General features: G+C 53.5%; 16 protein-coding genes and 1 tRNA gene. 11 read left to right on the top strand and 6 right to left on the bottom strand.

What is annotated here, in order from left to right; all coding sequences use genetic code 11:
• Positions 1–115 precede the first annotated feature (115 nt).
• Positions 116–191, bottom strand: a tRNA-Ala gene (locus tag NOS26_RS01625).
• 430 nt (positions 192–621) lie between these two features.
• On the opposite strand from NOS26_RS01625, the gene NOS26_RS01620 reads away from it, so the two are divergent.
• The 6 genes from NOS26_RS01620 to NOS26_RS01595 all read left to right on the top strand — a co-directional run bounded on the left by NOS26_RS01620 (position 622) and on the right by NOS26_RS01595 (position 8317).
• Complete coding sequence (locus tag NOS26_RS01620) at positions 622–1611, top strand: phosphate/phosphite/phosphonate ABC transporter substrate-binding protein (protein WP_240936482.1); 990 nt, start codon at positions 622–624, stop codon at positions 1609–1611.
• A 28-nt stretch (positions 1612–1639) separates the two neighbouring features.
• Positions 1640–2383, top strand: a complete 744-nt coding sequence (gene phnC / locus NOS26_RS01615) for a phosphonate ABC transporter ATP-binding protein (protein ID WP_036202136.1) — start codon at positions 1640–1642, stop codon at positions 2381–2383.
• Positions 2380–3927 (top strand): ABC transporter permease, encoded by a 1548-nt coding sequence (locus NOS26_RS01610; protein WP_255917190.1) that lies wholly within the window; start codon positions 2380–2382, stop codon positions 3925–3927. Before phnC ends, NOS26_RS01610 begins: the two co-directional genes overlap by 4 nt.
• A 398-nt stretch (positions 3928–4325) precedes the next feature.
• Positions 4326–6248: an ABC-F family ATP-binding cassette domain-containing protein gene (locus tag NOS26_RS01605; RefSeq protein ID WP_027894695.1), complete on the top strand. Its 1923-nt coding sequence runs from the start codon at positions 4326–4328 to the stop codon at positions 6246–6248.
• Between the two features lie 262 nt (positions 6249–6510).
• Entirely contained in the window at positions 6511–7920 is a 1410-nt protein-coding gene (locus NOS26_RS01600; protein WP_014015016.1) for an FAD-binding oxidoreductase, read from the top strand.
• 151 nt (positions 7921–8071) lie between these two features.
• Positions 8072–8317 carry a helix-turn-helix domain-containing protein gene (locus NOS26_RS01595; protein ID WP_014015015.1) on the top strand — a complete coding sequence of 82 codons (246 nt, stop codon included), beginning with the start codon at positions 8072–8074 and terminating at the stop codon, positions 8315–8317.
• 112 nt (positions 8318–8429) lie between these two features.
• Here the strand turns inward: NOS26_RS01595 and ychF are convergent, their stop codons facing one another.
• Both ychF and NOS26_RS01585 read right to left on the bottom strand, forming a co-directional pair.
• Complete coding sequence (gene ychF / locus NOS26_RS01590) at positions 8430–9536, bottom strand: redox-regulated ATPase YchF (RefSeq protein WP_020310654.1); 1107 nt, start codon at positions 9534–9536, stop codon at positions 8430–8432.
• A 14-nt stretch (positions 9537–9550) separates the two neighbouring features.
• Positions 9551–10792 (bottom strand): LL-diaminopimelate aminotransferase, encoded by a 1242-nt coding sequence (locus NOS26_RS01585; RefSeq protein WP_014015012.1) that lies wholly within the window; start codon positions 10790–10792, stop codon positions 9551–9553.
• Positions 10793–11011: 219 nt separating this feature from the next.
• On the opposite strand from NOS26_RS01585, the gene NOS26_RS01580 reads away from it, so the two are divergent.
• Entirely contained in the window at positions 11012–11533 is a 522-nt protein-coding gene (locus NOS26_RS01580; protein ID WP_074787027.1) for a flavodoxin, read from the top strand.
• 270 nt (positions 11534–11803) lie between these two features.
• Here the strand turns inward: NOS26_RS01580 and NOS26_RS01575 are convergent, their stop codons facing one another.
• Genes NOS26_RS01575 through NOS26_RS01565 form a run of 3 tightly spaced genes read right to left on the bottom strand, consistent with a single transcriptional unit; the run spans position 11804 to position 14861 of the window.
• The gene (locus NOS26_RS01575) at positions 11804–13021 is read right to left on the bottom strand and encodes an ABC transporter permease (protein ID WP_074787029.1); all 1218 of its coding nucleotides are present in this window, start codon (positions 13019–13021) and stop codon (positions 11804–11806) included.
• Positions 13011–13715: an ABC transporter ATP-binding protein gene (locus NOS26_RS01570; protein WP_014015009.1), complete on the bottom strand. Its 705-nt coding sequence runs from the start codon at positions 13713–13715 to the stop codon at positions 13011–13013. The genes NOS26_RS01575 and NOS26_RS01570 overlap by 11 nt, the downstream gene beginning before the upstream one ends.
• A 12-nt stretch (positions 13716–13727) precedes the next feature.
• Positions 13728–14861 carry an efflux RND transporter periplasmic adaptor subunit gene (locus NOS26_RS01565; RefSeq protein WP_014015008.1) on the bottom strand — a complete coding sequence of 378 codons (1134 nt, stop codon included), beginning with the start codon at positions 14859–14861 and terminating at the stop codon, positions 13728–13730.
• A gap of 209 nt (positions 14862–15070) precedes the next feature.
• Between NOS26_RS01565 and cytX the strand changes: the two genes are divergently transcribed.
• From cytX to NOS26_RS01545, 4 genes are all read left to right on the top strand, one after another.
• The gene (gene cytX / locus NOS26_RS01560; protein ID WP_014015007.1) at positions 15071–16234 is read left to right on the top strand and encodes a putative hydroxymethylpyrimidine transporter CytX; all 1164 of its coding nucleotides are present in this window, start codon (positions 15071–15073) and stop codon (positions 16232–16234) included.
• A gap of 134 nt (positions 16235–16368) precedes the next feature.
• Positions 16369–16572, top strand: coding sequence for a hypothetical protein (locus tag NOS26_RS01555; RefSeq protein WP_014015006.1), 204 nt, complete (start codon positions 16369–16371; stop codon positions 16570–16572).
• Positions 16573–16866: 294 nt separating this feature from the next.
• A complete protein-coding gene (locus NOS26_RS01550; protein ID WP_014015005.1) occupies positions 16867–17661 on the top strand; it encodes an enoyl-CoA hydratase/isomerase family protein in 795 nt (264 codons plus the stop codon).
• 28 nt (positions 17662–17689) lie between these two features.
• Positions 17690–18427, top strand: a complete 738-nt coding sequence (locus tag NOS26_RS01545; protein ID WP_014015004.1) for a CoA transferase subunit A — start codon at positions 17690–17692, stop codon at positions 18425–18427.
• The last annotated feature ends 4 nt before the right edge of the window (positions 18428–18431 follow it).

Below are 18431 nucleotides of genomic sequence, written 5' to 3'. Positions count from 1 at the left end.
TTGCTGGTTGCTGTCGTTTTTTTTATTGCTAACCCTAGTGCTAACCTTCTTCAGTTTTTCATGTAATAAAGAATAACCACACGGCTCATGAACCGCGTGGTTATCGTATTCTTTATGGTGGAGATAAGGAGGATCGAACTCCTGACCTCTTGCATGCCATGCAAGCGCTCTCCCAGCTGAGCTATACCCCCATGTGTTTGGTACGAAAAGTATTATAGCATGAACTATGGATTATTGTCAAGTTTCAAAGACCTTTTTCTTATTCAAGAAATTCCCATAATATGTTGACACCGTCAGACGGTATTGTTTACCTTGAATTTGCAAATTGCATATATTATACTAAAAGAGGTCTGAATATGAATCTTGGGGGAGCTCCCTGGATTTGTTATATAGTAATATTAACGACCAACATGCGAGGGAGTTCGTGTGCCGGACTGAGAGGGTGCCAGAGACGCCGACCGTTATGTGGGAATCATAGTCCCTTTTTGTCGCATGGACTGGTTGTACGGAGAGGGACGCAGGGACCTCTCTTTTTTTGTATGGCTGTAATGTGTATTATTATATTGTTGTGAGGAGTCGATGATGATGAAAAAATGGCAAGTCTTGATATCTGCACTGCTTATGAGTTGTGTATTCCTGTCTGGTTGTGGCAGCAGCGATACGCAGAAGAGCGGATCGAAAGAGGTAGAAGAATTAAAAATTGCCGTATCTCCTTATCAGGATGCTGATACCATCCAGACGAAAACGGAACCGCTGGGGAAGATGATTCAGGAAAAAATGAAGGAAAAAGGATACAATATCAAGAAAGTAACTATCAATGTCGGTACCTCTTATAATGCTGTCGGGGAAGCGCTGAGTTCGGGCAGTGCCGATATGGGTTTCATTTCCGGCGCTACGTATGTCATGTATGACAACGATGTTGATGTACTGTTGACGGCTCTACGCCAGGGCATTGACAAGGATACGACAGATTTGTCTGTTTGGAATAACGGCACACCGGAAGCGTTCAAGAAGGATTTGGTAAAGTATTATCGATCGGCAATCGTTGTCGGGCCCAGTGCCAAAGGGCAGGCGCTTCTTGCCAAGGTAAAACGGGGGGAAAAGCCAACATGGGATGAATTGAATGACTTGACCTGGGGCGTCATGAGTCCGGCATCTGCTTCGGGGTATCTGTATCCGTCATTGTGGTTGAAGGATAATTATGGCAAGAAGATTTCTGATCTGTCCCATGTCGTACAGTCTGATTCATATACGACTTTGACAGCGCGCCTGGCATCGGGACAGGTAGATGTCATCGTGGCTTATTCACATATCCGCGCCCATATGGCCAAAAACTGGCAGGAAAAATTTGGCGGTACGGCGGATATCTGGTCTCAGACCGGCGTCATTGGCGTAACGGATAAGATTTATAATGATACGGTCAGTGTCAGCAAGACCAGCAAGGTCATGCAGGATGAAAATTTCCGCAAGGCTCTGGGCGAATCGCTCATTGAAATCGGAAAGACCGATGAAGGCTTGAAGGTATTACAGACACTGGGTCATAAAGGATATGACTGGGCACAGAGTTCGGATTATGATGGCGAACGAAAAGTTCAAAAAGAATTGAAATAATGATGTGAAAAGGGGAAGAATCATGGCTATGCTGGAATTAAAACACATCTGCCAGTCATATAAGAAAGGAAAGCCTGTCCTGCGTGATATATCTTTTACGATTCCGGCCGGACAGTTCGTATCGGTCATTGGTCCCAGCGGTGCCGGTAAGACAACGCTACTTCGCCTGTTCAATCATATGGTATGTCCTGATTCAGGAGAAGTCTGGATTGACGAAGTTCGATTCGATACGCTGAAAAGCCGGAAGCGACGGACTATTCAACAGCGGGTCGGCATGATTTTCCAAGATTTCTGTCTTGTCGATACGTGTACGTGTTTGCAGAATGTGCTCAATGGCTGCTTGGCCCGGATTCCGCTCTGGCGGGCCCTGTCAGGTTTCTTCCCTCGGGTGGAAAAAGAAAAAGCGCTGGCGGCATTGGAAGCTGTGGGAATGGAAGAATACAGCCAGACGCTGGCTCATGCCCTGAGTGGAGGACAGAAACAGCGTGTAGCTATTGCCCGGACGCTGATGCAGGATGCTACGATTCTCCTGGCCGATGAACCGGTCGCCTCGCTGGACCCGCTAACAGCCCGGCAGGTATTAGAGCTCATGTGCAGGCTGCAAAAAGAACAGGGCCTTACCGTCGTCATGAACAGCCATAACGTGGAACAGGCACGGACCTGGTCGGACCGGATTATCGGGTTGAAAGATGGACGGATATTTTTTGACGGGGCCCCGGCAGACTGGACAGAAGACCGGCTGCAGGCCTTGTATGGGAGGCAGACATCATGAGGTATTCCTTGCGCCGTACGGTCATGGTGCTGCTGTTTCTGGCATTAACTATCCTCTGCGGGGAAAGTGCCGGCGTGTCTTTATCACTCTTATTGCGGCGAGGTGTGCGTTTCTTCGATATTGCCGGAGCCATGATACCTCCGGATATGTCCTATGGCCGAATCGTACTGGCACCACTTTGGGCCACAGTGCAGATGTCCCTGGCCGGTACAGGCATCGGAGCTGTGCTGGGATTGGTGGGGGGCTCCTTTGCCAGTGCCTATCTCAATCCTCATGCCTGGCTGCGTGTTCCGTTCAAGGCAGTCATCCATCTCATCCGTACTATCCCGGCTCTGATCCTGGCACTTTTGTGCACCTTTCTCGTCGGTTTGGGAACGCTGGCAGGGACACTGGCCCTGAGCATATATACGACAGCGGTCATGGCCCGTATGGGTTATGAAGATATGGAAAATGCTGACCAGAAGGCAGCCAAAGCGCTGGAAGCGGCGGGATGCGGCCGTCTGCGGGCGTTCATTCGCACTATCCTTCCGGTGGTGCTGGCAGGATATCTGATTAATGTATTGTATATGCTGGAAGCCAATGTGCGTCATGCGGCTATCCTTGGCTACGTCGGGGCCGGTGGTATCGGCCTGTTACTGAATGAAAGGCTGGCCTGGCGCGAATACAGTGAAGTTGGCATGATTCTATTACTGTTATATGGGGTTGTCATATTGACCGAAGGAGTCAGTGAATGGCTGCGCCAGGTCCTTTCTGGTAAAAGACATTTATCCCGGACAGAAAAGACGGTATTGGGACTAGTATTGGCCGGGTTATTTCTTTCCTCTTTTCAGACGCTGGTTCTGCCAGATACAGATGGGAAGGGAATGGCAGCCGCTGCGGCTATGGTACAGGGAATCATTCATCCCGACTGGTCTATGATATGTTCTTTAGCTCATGATGGCGTTCCCTGGTTATTATATGAAACATTTTGCATTGCTTTTCTGGGTACACTAGGGGGAACGGTCATTGCTGCCTGGTTTTCCTTTACCGCTAGTTTCCGGCTCTTTCCTGCACCAGCAGCACTGGCTTCCCGGCTGATATTGTTGCTCATCCGCACTGTTCCCGTCTTTGTATATGGCTTGATGTGGATTCGCGTTACCGGTCCTGGGCCTTTTGCCGGTGTGCTGACACTGACTCTGTGCAGTGTGGGCCTCCTGGCCAAGCGGTTCCTCATCGCTATCGACGATATTCATCTGGAGCCGTACCGCGCATGCCGGGTCATGGGAGTTTCTGCCGTGCGATCTGTCCGTTGGGCTGTCCTGCCCCAATTGGGACCTCGTTACGGAGCGGCTATCCTGTACCGGTTAGATATCAATCTGCGTGATGCTGCCATCCTGGGTCTGGTCGGTGCCGGTGGCATCGGTACCCCGCTGATTTTGGCGATGATGCATTATGAATGGGCCGCTGCCGGAGCCTTGTTATGGGGGATGGTAGGAATGGTGACGGTCGTTGAAATATTTTCGGAATGGCTGCGTAAAAAACAGCGGATCAACAACATGTCATAATGAATCCATCTTGTCATCATAAAGAATACGACAACCACGCGGTTCATGAGCCGCGTGGTTATTTTTTTACGGCCTGCGTTCATTTTCATCGCCTCTATGCGATACCGTAGGGGACGCCCAAAGGGCGTACCGCTGTGAATCCTGTACATAGCCGGAATTTATGACAGATGGCACATGGTCGTAATACAATCATGAAATTGACGCGGCGAAGCCGCATCGGAATCCGAGTCTTGACGATGATTGAGGGTTGACGGTATAATAGATATGTGAAAAGGGGTCTTGCCGCGGGACGGTCGGCCTTCATGAATTGCTACAGGAGTAGCCGCTCAAGATAGGAGTCGCGGGCGGCTCTTTTTTTGTTTTGTCGTCAGTATGCCAGGAAGGGCAGGATTGTATAGATGGGTAGTATTAAAGTACAGAAATTGAGTAAGTCTTTTGGAGTGCATACGGTATTCCATGATGTGAGTTTTGAAATCCGCCGGGGCGAACGGATCGGCCTCATCGGGGCCAACGGGGCCGGGAAGTCGACGCTGCTCAAGTGCCTCATGGGCGAAGAGGACTACGACAACGGGGCCTTTGTCGTTTCGGAAGGTGAATCCATCGGCTATTTGCAGCAGGATATCACCTACGCCGACGATGTGACCTTGCGCCAGACGATTACCGAGGCCTGGCAGGATGTCATGAAGCTGGAAAAGGATTTGAAGGCTGTTGAAAAGGCCATGCAGGCCCATCCCGATGATGAAGGCTTGATGAACCGCTATGCCCGCATGCAGGAACGGTTCGAGTGGCTCGGCGGCTATGAATACGAATCGATGTCGCGGAAAATCGTCCAGGGCCTGGGCTTTTCGGAAGCCGACATGGACCGGCCGGTCCAGAGCTTTTCTGGCGGCCAGAAGACGCGCATCAATCTGGCCAAGGCCCTCGTCCGCCGGCCGGATTATTTGTTCCTCGATGAACCGACGAACCATCTCGACGTGGACATGCTGGAATGGCTGGAAAGCTATCTCTTGTCTTATGGCGGCGGCATCCTCATCGTATCCCATGACCGTTATTTCCTCGACCGCGTGGCGACGGGCATCCTCGAACTGTCCCACGGCAAGGTAACTAAATACAAGGGCAATTATTCGCGCTATGTCGAGCAGCATGCCCAGCAGCAGAAGGCCCTGGAAAAGGCCTATAAGAAGCAGCAGGAACACATCCACGAAACGGAAGAATATATCCGCAAATACAAAGCCGGCATCAAGGCCAAGCAGGCCCGCGGGCGCCAGTCCCAGCTGGACCGGTTGGAACGCATCGAATGGCAGCCCGAAGATGAGTCGCTGCACTTCAATTTCAAGCCCGTCGAAGAGTGCGGCCAGAAAGTCCTGGTCCTGGACAAGGTCAGCGGCGGCTTTGCTGACCGCCAGTTGTTCGACCATTTATCGCTCCTCCTGCGCCGCGGCGAAGCGGCTTCCCTCATCGGCCCCAATGGGACGGGGAAGACGACGCTCATCCGCATGATCATGGGCGAAAAGGAACCGACAGACGGCCATATTACCTTGGGCAGCCGCGTCCATATCGGCTATTTTGCCCAGGAACACACGGATTTGCACGGGGCCTGGACGGTCCTCGATGAAATCATGAACGATTTCAGTTATGGCGAAGAAGAAGCCCGGTCCGTCCTGGGGCGCTTCATGTTCCGCGGCGACGATGTCTTCAAGGTCATCGACAGCCTCAGCGGCGGCGAACAGGCCCGGCTGGCCCTATTGAAGCTTTTCCTGCAGGGGCCGAATTTCCTTATCCTCGACGAACCGACGAACCATCTCGACATCCCGACGAGGGAAGTGCTGGAACAGGCTTTGCTGGATTTCGGCGGGACGTACCTCGTCGTATCCCATGACCGTTATTTCCTCGACAAGATTACCCAGCGGACGCTGGTCCTGGAACATAAGCAGCTCACGGAATACGTCGGCAATTACAGTTATTACCGGGAAAAGGTCCGTGAAGCCCAGGAAGCGGCAGAAAAGGCGGCAGCCGAAGGGCAGGGCTCCTCGCCGGCTCATGAAAAAGAGGCCGCTCCGGCAGCCAGGAAGGCGGAACCGGCACCGGCCGTGAAAGCGCCGGCCAAGGCCCCGGCTTATGGCCAGGCGGCCAAGCTGGAAAAAATCGAAATGAAGATTGCCGAACTGGAAGCGACCATCAAGATGTATGAAGTGCAGATGAATATGCCTCAGAACCAGACCGATGCCGACGCCATGATGGAATTGACCCGGGAATATGAAGCGGCCCAGGCCCAGCTCGATGAGGCTTATGAAAAGTGGGAAGCCCTTTCGGAGTCTTAAAACTGTCCGTGCATGGAAGATATGAAAAATAAATATAAACTTTAGGATTGGAAATAGCGTAAAACGTAAAACTTTACGTATCCATCCCGATGTGTGGTTTCAAAAAGCCCGTTTTCTTGATGCATTTTTTAAAAATGTCAAGAAAACGGGCTTTACAAGTTTCTGCTACGTGGTATACTATGCTCAACTCCCATTCGGAGGATAAACTTATTATATCTTTAAAGCATACGGAAAGATTCCGATAGAAAGGAAGCGTTTATATATGGCAGCACAGTTTAACCCGGTTACGCCGGAATTATTAGCAGAATTACGTCAGGTCGTCGGTGATAAATACGTCAAGACGGACGAAGATTATTTGGAAAGATACCAGACAGACGAAGAAGGGAACTCCCATTATTTCCATAAACCGGAAGTCGTCGTCTTCCCGGGCTCGACGGAAGAAGTGGCCGCTATCGTCAAATTGGCCAATAAGTACCTCGTTCCGATTACGCCGCGCTCGGCTGGTTCCGGTGTTGCCTGTGGTGCTATTCCTGTTTATCACGGCATGGTCGTCGAATTGGAACGGATGAATCAGATCCTCAAATTCGATGCCGACAATATGTATGCCGTCTGCCAGACTGGCGTCATCACTGGGGACTTGCAGCGTGAAGCTGCCAAACACGGCCTCCTCTATGCCGGGGACCCGTCCAGTGCCGACAGCAGCATGATCGGCGGCAACGTCGCCAACAATGCCGGCGGCAATAAAGCCGTTAAATACGGCACGACGCGCCATCAGATCTACAGCCTGAAAGTCGTTACGCCGACAGGGGACATCCTCGACGCCGGTGCCCGCCTCAAGAAGAGTTCTACCGGCCTCTGCCTGGAACAGCTCTTTGCCGGTTCCGAAGGCACGCTGGGCATCATTACGGAAGTCACGGTCAAACTCCGTCCCATGCCGCCATATGCCTTCAATATGGTCTGCGTTTTCAAGACCGATGAAGAAGCCTTTGCCCTGCCCAATAAGATCCTCAAAGCCGGCATCGACCCGACGAGCATCGAATTTATGGACAATGAAGCCCTGCGCATGACCTGCAAATTCCTGGACATGAAAATGCCTCATGTCGACGAAGGCTGTGATTACGTCATCGTCACGGTCGAATCGTTCAGCGAAGACGACTCGGACCGCAAGATGGAACAGCTCTGCGACTTGGCGGAAGCCAACGGATCGATCGACGAATTTGAAGCGGATAAACGGATTTGGACTCTGCGCAAGCAGTTCGCCGAAGCCGCACGCGACGTTGACAAGATGTTCCAGACGGAAGACTTCGTCGTCCCCTTGGACAAGATTCCGGAAATCACCAAACAGATTCCGGAACTGCGCGAAAAATACGACCTCTACTGCGTCACGGTTGCTCACATCGGCGATGGTAACATCCACGTCCTGCCTCTGAATGCCAAAGGCTTGTCGCCGGAAGAATGGTTCCAGAAGATCAAGGCCTTCCATCGCGACCTCTTCCCGCGCGTCTATGCCCTGGGCGGCAAGATGTCCGGTGAACACGGCATTGGCTATAAAAAATTAGAAGAATTTGCCCTTTGCACACCGCAGGCGGAACTTAACGTCATTAAAGCCATCAAGAAGGCTTTGGACCCGAATAACATCATGAATCCTGGAAAATTAGTAGAAATCGGCTAATTATTTCATAGAGGGGAAGTCAAATTGCAAAGACGGCAACGATTATATTCATAATAATCGTTGCCGTCTTTTTATATATTTACTATAATAGAATCAAGGAATTTACTAATGTACTTATTATAGTCCTAGATCTATGAAAACAGGTGATGACATGAAATACTACAGCCGCTTAAAGACGCTTCGGTTGGAAGCAAGGCTTTCTCAGGCCGACGTGGCAAAAATCTTGAAGTGTTCACAAGTTGGATACGGCATGTATGAATTGGGGAAAAGGAAGATCCCCGTAGAAAAGTTGATCCAGCTGGCAAGGCTGTACCACACCTCACTCGATTACATTGCCGGATTGACAGATGAACGGGAACCACGCCCAAAACATCGGGAGGACGATACTAGTTTGTAGTACGGAGTTTGTAGTTTGTAGCAGATGGTTTTTAAATTTAAAACCCATCCGCTAACCCCTAACTGCTAGCCACTTAAAAAGGCTTGTCGCATATGCGACAAGCCTTTTTTTCCTATACATTAAAGCGGAAGTATGTGACATCTCCGTCTTGCATGACGTAATCTTTCCCTTCCAGACGAACAAGGCCTTTTTCTTTGGCAGCTTGTTCGCTGCCGCAGGCGATGAGGTCGTCGTAGGAAACGATTTCGGCGCGGATGAAGCCGCGTTCGATGTCGGTGTGGATCTTACCGGCTGCTTTCTGGGCTTTCGTGCCGTTGACGATGGTCCAGGCGCGGACTTCGTCAGATCCGGCCGTGAAGAAGTTGATCAGACCCAACAGGGAATAGCTGGCTTTGATCAGCTTGTCCAGGCCCGATTCGGGCAGGCCCAGTTCTTCCAGGAAGACTTCGGCTTCGTCGTCCGGTAGTTCGGCGATTTCGGCTTCAATCTTGGCCGAGACGGCGACGACCTGAGCGCCTTCCTTGGCGGCGTATTCTTCGACGCGTTTGACGTTGGGGTTGGCATCGGGATTGCCTGCTTCGTCTTCTGCGACGTTGGCGATGTAGATGATCGGCTTCAAGGTCAGGAGGTTGAGCTCTTTGACCTGCGGCAGTTCATCTTTTGTCAGGCCGGCTTTGCGGGCCGGGTCGCCGTTTTCCAGGCAGGCCAGGACTTTTTTCAGGACGGCGTATTCGACTTTGGCGTCCTTGTCGCCACACTGAGCGACTTTGGCGATGCGGTCCGCCCGTTTCTGGGCCGATTCCAGGTCGGCCAGGCACAGTTCCGTATTGATTGTTTCGATGTCGCGGATCGGGTCGATGGAGCCGTCGACGTGGGTGATGTTCGAGTCTTCGAAGCAGCGGACGACTTCAGCGATGGCATCGGTTTCACGGATGTGGCTGAGGAACTTGTTGCCTAGGCCTTCGCCCTTGGAGGCACCGGCGACGAGGCCGGCGATATCGACGAAGCGCATGACAGCGGGAATTGTTTTTTTCGGTTTGTACATGTCGGTCAGGACCTGGATGCGTTTATCCGGGACTTCTACGACACCGACATTCGGTTCAATCGTGCAGAAGGGATAGTTTGCCGCTTCTGCGCCGGCCTTGGTAATTGCGTTGAACAGCGTGCTCTTACCGACATTCGGCAGGCCGACGATGCCTACTTCCAGATTGGTACTCAATGGTTAAACCACCTTTATTTGAATAATTTTAAATCAGCAATGCGTTTGACAGCTTCGACGGTGTTTTCTTTGGTGCCGAAAGCGGTCAGGCGGAGATAGCCTTCGCCGTGGGGGCCAAAGCCCGAACCCGGTGTCGTGACGACGTGGGCTTTTTCCAGGAGCAGGTCGAAGAAATCCCAGCTCTTCATGCCGTTCGGCGTCTGTACCCAGGCGTACGGCGAGTTGGTAGCGCCGTAGACGGTGAAGCCGGCTTCGGTCAGGCCGTCGCGGATGATGTGGGCGTTTTCCATGTAGTATTCGACGTCAGCCAGGCACTGTTTCTGGCCTTCCGGGCTGTAGTAAGCTTCAGCTGCGCGCTGGACGATGTACGGCGTGCCGTTGAAGAAGGTGCACTGACGGCGGTTCCACAAGGGATTGAGTTCGACAGCCGTGCCGTCTTTCTTGTAAGCGACGCAGGCATGGGGGACGACGACATAGGAGCAGCGCGTACCCGTGAAGCCGGCGCACTTGGAGTAGGAGCGGAGTTCGATGGCTACTTCTTTAGCGCCTTCGATTTCAAAGATGCTGTGGGGAACGTCCGGTTCGGTGATGTACGTTTCATAAGCCGAATCGTAGATGATGATGAAGTTGTTTTCTTTGGCGGCTTTGACCCAGTTGGTCAATTCTTCCTTGCTCATGGCCGTGCCGGTCGGGTTGGACGGGTTGCAGAGGTAGACGATGTCGACTTTTTCCTTCGGCGGTTCGGCTTTGAAGCCGTTTTCCGGAGTGCATGGGAGATAGACGACGCCGTCGTAGATGCCTTTTTCAGCGTTCCATTCGCCGGTATGGCCGAACATGACGTTGGAGTCGAGGTAAACCGGGTATACCGGGTCGGCTACGGCGAATTTCAGGTCGTCGCCGAAGATTTCCTGGATGCAGGCGACGTCGGTCTTGGCGCCATCGCCGACGAAGACTTCGTCCAGATCGAGGTCGATGCCGCGCGTCTTGTAGTCGCCGTCGATGATAGCCTGACGGAGGAAGTCATAGCCCTGTTCCGGACCGTAGCCGCGGAAGGTTTCGGCTTTGCCCATTTCGTCGACGGCCTTGTGCATGGCGTCGATGATAGCCGGGGCCAGGGGACGGGTGACGTCGCCGATGCCGAGGCGGATGATATTCGCTTCCGGATGTGCTTTGGAATAAGCTTCAACTTTTTTTGCAATGGTTGCAAAAAGATAGTTGCCGGGGAGTTTTAAGTAGTTTTCATTTACATGAGCCATAAAGGGACCTCCTTGTATTGCTTAGCATAGTAATCTATTGACAAACTCTATTTTACTACATTATATGGGCCTTGGAAAGATACTGGGCGCCGGGCAGGCATGATAAAATAAAATGGCCGTCATTCATGATAGTGATTGAATGGCAACGATTTTTGCCGTATAATGAAAACTGTATCGGGAATTTTTAAGTCAAACATATCAGGGAGGTTTGATTGACTGATGGATTATCAAGGTAAGAAATGCCTCATTGCATATTTTTCTCACGCCGGCATGAACTATGTCAGCGGTAAGATCGTCGACCTGCCCGTAGGCAATACGGAACGGGCGGCACAGATGCTGCGCCTGTTCACGGGTGGCGACCTCTTCCACATCCGCACGGCTTCGGTCTATCCCAATGACTATCAGGAAGTCGTCAAGATCGCCAGGAAAGAAAAGGCCGACAACGCCCGGCCGGTCCTGGAAAGGGATATCGACAACATCGATGATTACGACGTCATCTTCCTGGGCTATCCCAACTGGTGCGGCACCATGCCCATGGCCTTGTGGACGTTCCTGGAAAGCCACGACTTCACGGATAAGACGATTTATCCTTTCTGCACCCATGAAGGCAGCGGCGTCGGTCACAGCCTGGAAGACATCCACGCTCTCTGCCCGACGGCCAAACTCGGCAAGAGCCTGGCCCTCCTGGGTACGACCATCGAAGATGCCGAAGACGACATCCGCCGCTGGCTGAGAGATTAGTGGCTCGTGGTTCGTGGCTAGTGGTTCGTGGCTCGTAGGGGCGGCCCGCCGATTGCAGAGCGCCAAGCCTCCCCTGATAGGGGAGGTGGCCCAATGGGCCGGAGAGGTTGAATTTCCAGATTCAAAAGCAACCTCTCAGTCAGCTGCGCTGACAGCTCTCCTAGCAGGAAAGCCGGGACGCCCGCTACAGCTTTAAAGCCATCCGCTAACAACTAACTGCTAGCCAATAACAACTTTAAAGGGCTTGTCGTCATGCGACAAGCCCTTTTTTTATTCATACCGCAAGGCTTCGATGGGATCGAGTTTGGCTGCTTTCCGGGCTGGGTAGATGCCGAAGAAGAGGCCGATGCCTACGGAGAAACTGAAAGAGATGATGATCGGCGCCGCCGTGATGACCGTCTGGAACAGGCCGGACTTGGCGATAGCCAGGGCGATGCCGACGCCGCAGGCGATGCCCAGGAGGCCGCCGATGACGCCGATGACGACAGATTCGATGAGAAACTGCATCATAATGTTCTGAAAAGTTGCGCCCAGGGCTTTCCGGATGCCGATTTCCCGCGTCCGTTCAGTGACGGAGACCATCATGATGTTCATGATGCCGATGCCGCCGACGATGAGTGAGATAGCGGCGATACTGCCCAGGAAGAGGGTCAGCATGGTCGTCGTGCTGGTCATGGTTTCCATGAGGCTCGTCAGGTTACGGACGGTGAAGTCATCTTCGCTGCCGCTGCGGATATGGTGGCGCTGGCGCAGGAGCGTTTCGACTTCGGCCTGGACCTGTTCGATTTTATCGGCGCTGGAGACCTGGATGTTGATGGAGCGGACGTAGGTGATGCCCATGAGGCGTTCCTGGGCCGTCGTCAAGGGGACGATGACGATGTCGTCCTGGTCCTGGCCCATGGAGGACTGGCCTTTGCTTTCCAGGACGCCGATGATCTTATAGGGCTGGTTGTTGATGCGGATGTTCTTGCCAACGGGATTGATTTCGTCGAAGAGGTTGGCGGCGACCGTCGGGCCGATGACGGCGACGCGGTTGCGCGAGTTGAGGTCGCTCTGGGTGATGAAGGATCCCGACTGGACGACGAGGGACCGGATGTGCAGGTATTCTGGCGTGACGCCGTAGACCGACGTATTCCAGTTCTGGTTGCCGTTGACAATCTGGTAGGAACTGTTGACTGTCGGCGATACGTAGTCGATGTTCTTTATTTTATTCTTGATGGCTACGGCGTCGTCGTATTTCAATTTCTGGCTCGAACCGGCTGCCGAACGGACGCCGCCGTGATTGGTCGAACCTGGCGAAACAATGAGCATATTGCTGCCCAGGCTGGCGATGGAGTTGGTGACGTTCTGCTTGACGCCCATGCCGATGGAAATCATGGCGATGACGGCGCCGACGCCGATGATGATGCCCAGCATGGTCAGGATGGAGCGCAGTTTATTGGACAGCAGGGCCGTAATGGCGATCTGCACGCTTTCACTAAATAACATCCATGACGACCCCCTTTCCGGCGTCTTTTGTGATCCTGCCGTCTGAGAGCAGGAGCTGGCGGTTGGCACAGGCGGCGATTTCCGGTTCATGCGTGACCAGGATGATCGTCTTGTGCTCTTCGTGGAGCGCTTCGAAAAGGCGCATGATGTCTTTCGTCGATTTCGTATCCAAGTTGCCCGTCGGTTCGTCGGCCATGATGATATGCGGGTTATTGACCAGGGCCCGGGCGATGGCGACGCGCTGGCGCTGGCCGCCGGACAGTTCGTTGGGCTTGTGGTGGGCCCACGTTTCCAGGCCGACGGATTTCAGCTTTTCCATGGCCCGTTCCGTCCGTTCCCTGCGGCCGACACCGGCGTAGACCAGGGGCAGGGCGACATTGTCCAGGGCGGAGATGCGGGACAAGAGGTTGAAGTTCTGGAAGACGAAGCCAATGTGCTGGTTGCGGACGACGGCCAGTTCATCGTCGCCGAGGTGGGCGACTTCCTTGCCGCCGAGCTTATACGAACCCGACGTCGGCCGGTCCAGGCAGCCCAGGATGTTCATGAGCGTCGATTTTCCTGAGCCCGATGGCCCCATGAGAGCGGCAAATTCGCCTTCTTCGATGTTTAAGGTAATGCCGGCCAGAGCGGCGAAGTCTTCACCGCCGATGTGGTAGATTTTTTTGATATCTTTCAATTCGATGACATGCTTCATGGCGAGGCCCCCTTACATGGGCGGCGGGCCCTGGCGTCTATTGCTGTTCGACGAGGACGACGACTTGCTGGAGGCCGTATAGGCGATGGAAACCTTGTCGCCCTGGGTCAGGCCCGAAAGGATTTCCACGTATTCATCGCTGTAGATGCCCGTCGTGACCGGTACTTGTTCCGTCTGGCCATTGGCATCGACGCGGATGACGTAAGAGCCGGAGTCGTTGGTCTTCAAGGCGGCGATGGGTACGACGAGGGCGTCATCTTTTTGCGAGGTCGTAATGTCGACGCGGGCCGTCATGCCCAGTTTCAGGACGTCATCCGGGTCGTCGACGTCGAGGGTGACGTAGTAGTAGATGACGCTGGCCGACGAACTCGACGAGCTGGACGTCGAACTGGAGCCGTTCGTATCCCACGTATTGCCCGTATCGGTTTTGGCGATTTTCGAGACGTGGGCCGTGAAAGTCCGGTCTGTAAAGGCGTCAACAGTGAAGGTCGCATCTTGGCCGACTTGGATCTTGCCGATATCCGTTTCATCGACTTTGGCCAGAATCTGCTTCGTCGACGTGTCGGCAATGCGCATGATGACCGTCGGGTTGCTGTTACCCTGGACGGCCATGGTGCCGACAGTCTTCGGTTCGCCGACGACGACGCCGTCCATGGGCGCCGTGATGACCGTTTCGGCAACGTCCGATTCGGCTTCCGTCAAAGTACTGACGGCAGTGTCATAGTTGAATTTCGCCGTATCCAGGGCCTGTTTGGTGCCGGCACCGAGGTCATAGAGCTGCTGGGCCCGGTCGTATTCGACTTTGGTGTTGGTGACCTTATACTGGGCCTGGTCGCGTTTGGCTTCATAATCTTTGCCGTCGAGGACTGCTACGGTCTGGCCGGCTGTGACCCGGTCATTTTCTTTGACCAGGACCTGGCTGATGCGGGCCGTGATCTTCGGCGAGACTTCGACGGAATCGACAGGGCTGATGGTCCCTGTGGCGGAAACGGTCGAACGCAGGTCTTTGCGGACGACATCGGCTGTTTCGATGGCCTTGGATTGTTTTGCGGCTTGCTGGGATTCATAGTATTTATAGCCGCCAAAGGCACAGGCCGCCACGATGACAGCGGCAATGACGATTTTCAGGCGCTTGTCAATTTGCATGGTATCACTCCAGTCATGATGTTAAATAAGTAGGTATAGTTATCATTGATTCATTAAGTATAGCATGTCATTTTATAGCAATAAAGGTAAAGCCATTTTTTCTTAGTAAAGTGAGTTGGAATTGTAACAAAGATGTTGTGTACGTAGGGTTTTCCCGGAGAATGTGTTATACTGATGTAGCATTATAAAAGAAAGGTTGGTATTTTATTATGAATGAACGTAAGACGTCTGTCTTTTCCAACGGCCTGTTATGGTTCGGCGCCGGCATTTCCATCGCCGAAATCCTGACGGGTATGCTCCTGGCGCCGCTGGGCTTTGCCAAAGCCTTTGCGGCTATCATCCTGGGCCATCTCATCGGCGGTGTCGTCATGTACCTGGCCGGCCTCATCGGAGGCCGGACGGGCGGCAGTGCCATGGAAACGGTCCGCATTTCCTTCGGGACCCAGGGGGCCAAGCTCTTTGCCGGCCTGAATGTCATCCAGCTCGTCGGCTGGACGGCGGTCATGGTCGCCAGTGCCGCTTTGGCTGCCAATACCATCGCCGCCATCGGCGTGTCCTGGTGGAGCCTCATCATCGGCGCCTTCATCGCCGTGTGGATCGTCATGGGACTGAAGAACCTCAGCAAGATCAACGTCGTCGTCATGGCGGCCCTGTTCATCTTGACGATTGTCCTCAGCCTGGTCGTCTTCAAAGGCGGGGCGCCGCAGGTACCGGCTGGCGACCTCACCTTTGGCGGCGCCGTCGAACTGGCTGTCGCCATGCCGCTGTCATGGCTGCCCATTATTTCGGACTATACGCGGACGGCTGAAAAGCCGGGCCTGGCTACGGCGGCCAGCTGCAGTGCCTATTTCATCGCCAGCTCGTGGATGTTCCTCATCGGCATGGGCGCGGCCCTGTTCACCGGCCAGGATGACATTGCGGCCATCATGGTCCAGGCCGGCCTGGGCGTCGCCGGGATCCTCGTCGTCCTCTTGTCGACGGTCACGACGACCTTCCTCGATGCCTTTTCGGCCGGCGTCAGCTGCCAGAGCCTGGTCCCGAAGGTATCGGATAAGATTTTAGCGCTTATCGCGACGGTCCTGGGCGTCCTGCTGGCCATCTTCGCCGCACCGGACCAGTTCCAGGATTTCCTCTACCTCATCGGTTCCGTCTTTGCGCCGATGACGGCCATCCTCTTGTCGGACTTCTTCATCCTCAAGCAGGACCATACAGCAGACAGCGTCAACTGGCTCAACCTCGTCCTCTGGGTTTTGGGCGTCGCCCTGTACCGCTTCCTGCTCAATGTCGATACGCCCGTGGGCATCACCGTCCCTGTCGTCGTCATCCTGATGGCCGTCAGCGCTTTGGTCCATAAGGTATTGAATAAAGCGTAGAACGATTCTAATATTGAATGGATGAAATGCAAAAGTAATTCGTGATTAGCATTGACAAAAAGACATTGAAAAGCGTAAACTTATGCTCAAGCAAGATAATAAAAACTTGAGCATCTTCAGAGGAGGCTTTTCAAATGGATAAACACTTTACTTTTGATGATATGATCAACACCATGATGCCCCTGCCCATCAGCGGCGCTGCCAACGGCGAAGGCATCTACTGCCGCGGCCAGGAACTCGTCGCTTCCATGGGCCAGCCGAAAGAAACGGCCCGTCAGGAAAAAGAAAGCCGCCGCTTCGACCTCCGCGGCATCTTCTGTCAGTATTGCGTAGATTGATAAAAAAGCCAGTGGTTAGTGGTTAGTTGTTAGCGGATGGTTTTAAATTTGAGGGATTCGCTGCAAATTGCAAACTCGTTCTCTTATTAGGAAAAGTGGTCCAACTGGATCGGAGAGGTTTAACCTTGTAGGGAACACGAGCCACGAACTACGAACCACTAAAAAGGCGCTGTCGTAAGACAGCGCCTTTTTTATGCCTTTCTGGTATAGGCTTTTTTCTGGAACCTATGATATAATATGATTATAAAGAAAGGTATTCATTCGTTTTTGTTATAATAATGAGGAGGGATTCATATGAAACTCAACAAGTTACATTATACCGTTGAAGATGGCATCGCTGTCGTTCAGCTCGATTATCCGACGAACCTCAATGCCATCGATGAAGAAATGGCCGATGAACTCCTTTATGTCGTCCAAGCGGCTGAAGCGGATGAATCGGTAAAGGTCGTCGTCTTCAAAGGGCTGCCCCGTGCTTTTTCGGCCGGCGGCGATATCGGCTACTTCTACCAGCTCATCAAGGCCGGCGGCGATGTCAATATGGACGGCCTTATCGGCAAGGTCGGCAAGGTCACGGATGGCCTGAAGAAGATGAGCAAGATGGTCATCGCCTCGGTCAGCGGGGCTGCGGCCGGTGCCGGTGCCAGTTTGGCCCTGACAGCGGATTTCATCATTTGCAGTGAAAACGCCAAGTTCATCATGGCCTTCGTCAATCTGGGCCTGGTCCCCGATACGGGCGGTTCCTATCTCCTGGTCAAACAGCTGGGGCCGAAACGGGCCATGGACATCTGCGCTACCGGACGCCCTGTGAGCGCACAGGAAGCCAAGGATCTGGGCATTGTCTACCGCATTGTGCCCAACGATGCCCTCGATGAAGAAACGATGAAATTTGCCAAGAAACTGGCTGCCGGACCGATTATTTCCTATAAGAACATCAAGCGCCAGATTTATGCCGCTGCTTTTGCTGAATATCAGCACTACCTGGAAAACATCGAAGTCCCGTGCCAGCGTGAATGTGCCCGGACCCAGGACTTTGCCGAAGGCGTCTGCGCGTTCATGGAAAAACGGCGTCCCCATTTTACCGGCCAGTAAGGCTGTCCTCTGAAAGGGAGTGAGTACGGTGTTATCGAAGGTATTTTCTCTCCAAGATATCCTGGAGCATATCCATGACGGACAGACCATCATGTTCGGTGACTGGCATGGCCAATTCGCGGCTGATGAAATCATCGACGGCATGCTGGAAAAAGGCGTCAAGGATATCAAAGCCATCGCCGTATCGGCCGGCTATCCCGGCCAGGGCGTAGGCAAGCTGATCGTGGCTCATCGCGTGTCGTCCATCGTTACGACGCATATCGGCCTCAATCCGGAAGCGCTGAAACAGATGCTGGCCGGTGAACTGGCCGTCGAATTCGTCCCCCAGGGGACCTGGGCCGAACGCGTGCGCTGCGGCGGTGCCGGCCTGGGCGGCGTCCTGACGCCGACCGGTGTCGGTACGAGTGTCGAAGAAGGGAAACAGAAGCTGGTCATCGATGGGAAGGAATATCTCCTGGAATTACCGCTCCATGCCGACGTAGCCCTGGTCAAGGCGACCAAAGCCGATACGGCAGGGAACCTCTATTTCCGCATGAATTCGCGGGCGACGAACAGTACCATCGCTTATGCGGCTGATTTCGTCGCCGCCGAAGTCGAAGAAATCGTCCCCGTCGGCCAGCTCTTGCCGGAAGAAATCGCCATCCCGGCTCCTGTCGTCGACATGGTCTATGAACGGCAGGGCGAAAAACGGTTTATCTGCCCGATGTGGAAAAAGGCCAGGGCCCGTGCCGAAGCCAAGGCGCGGGAACGGCAGGAAAGGGGATGAGGTC

This window comes from Megasphaera sp. SC8-1, assembly GCF_024436295.1.
GTDB classification, from domain to species: domain Bacteria; phylum Bacillota; class Negativicutes; order Veillonellales; family Megasphaeraceae; genus Megasphaera; species Megasphaera elsdenii.
This window is presented reverse-complemented; position numbering and strand designations above follow the sequence as displayed.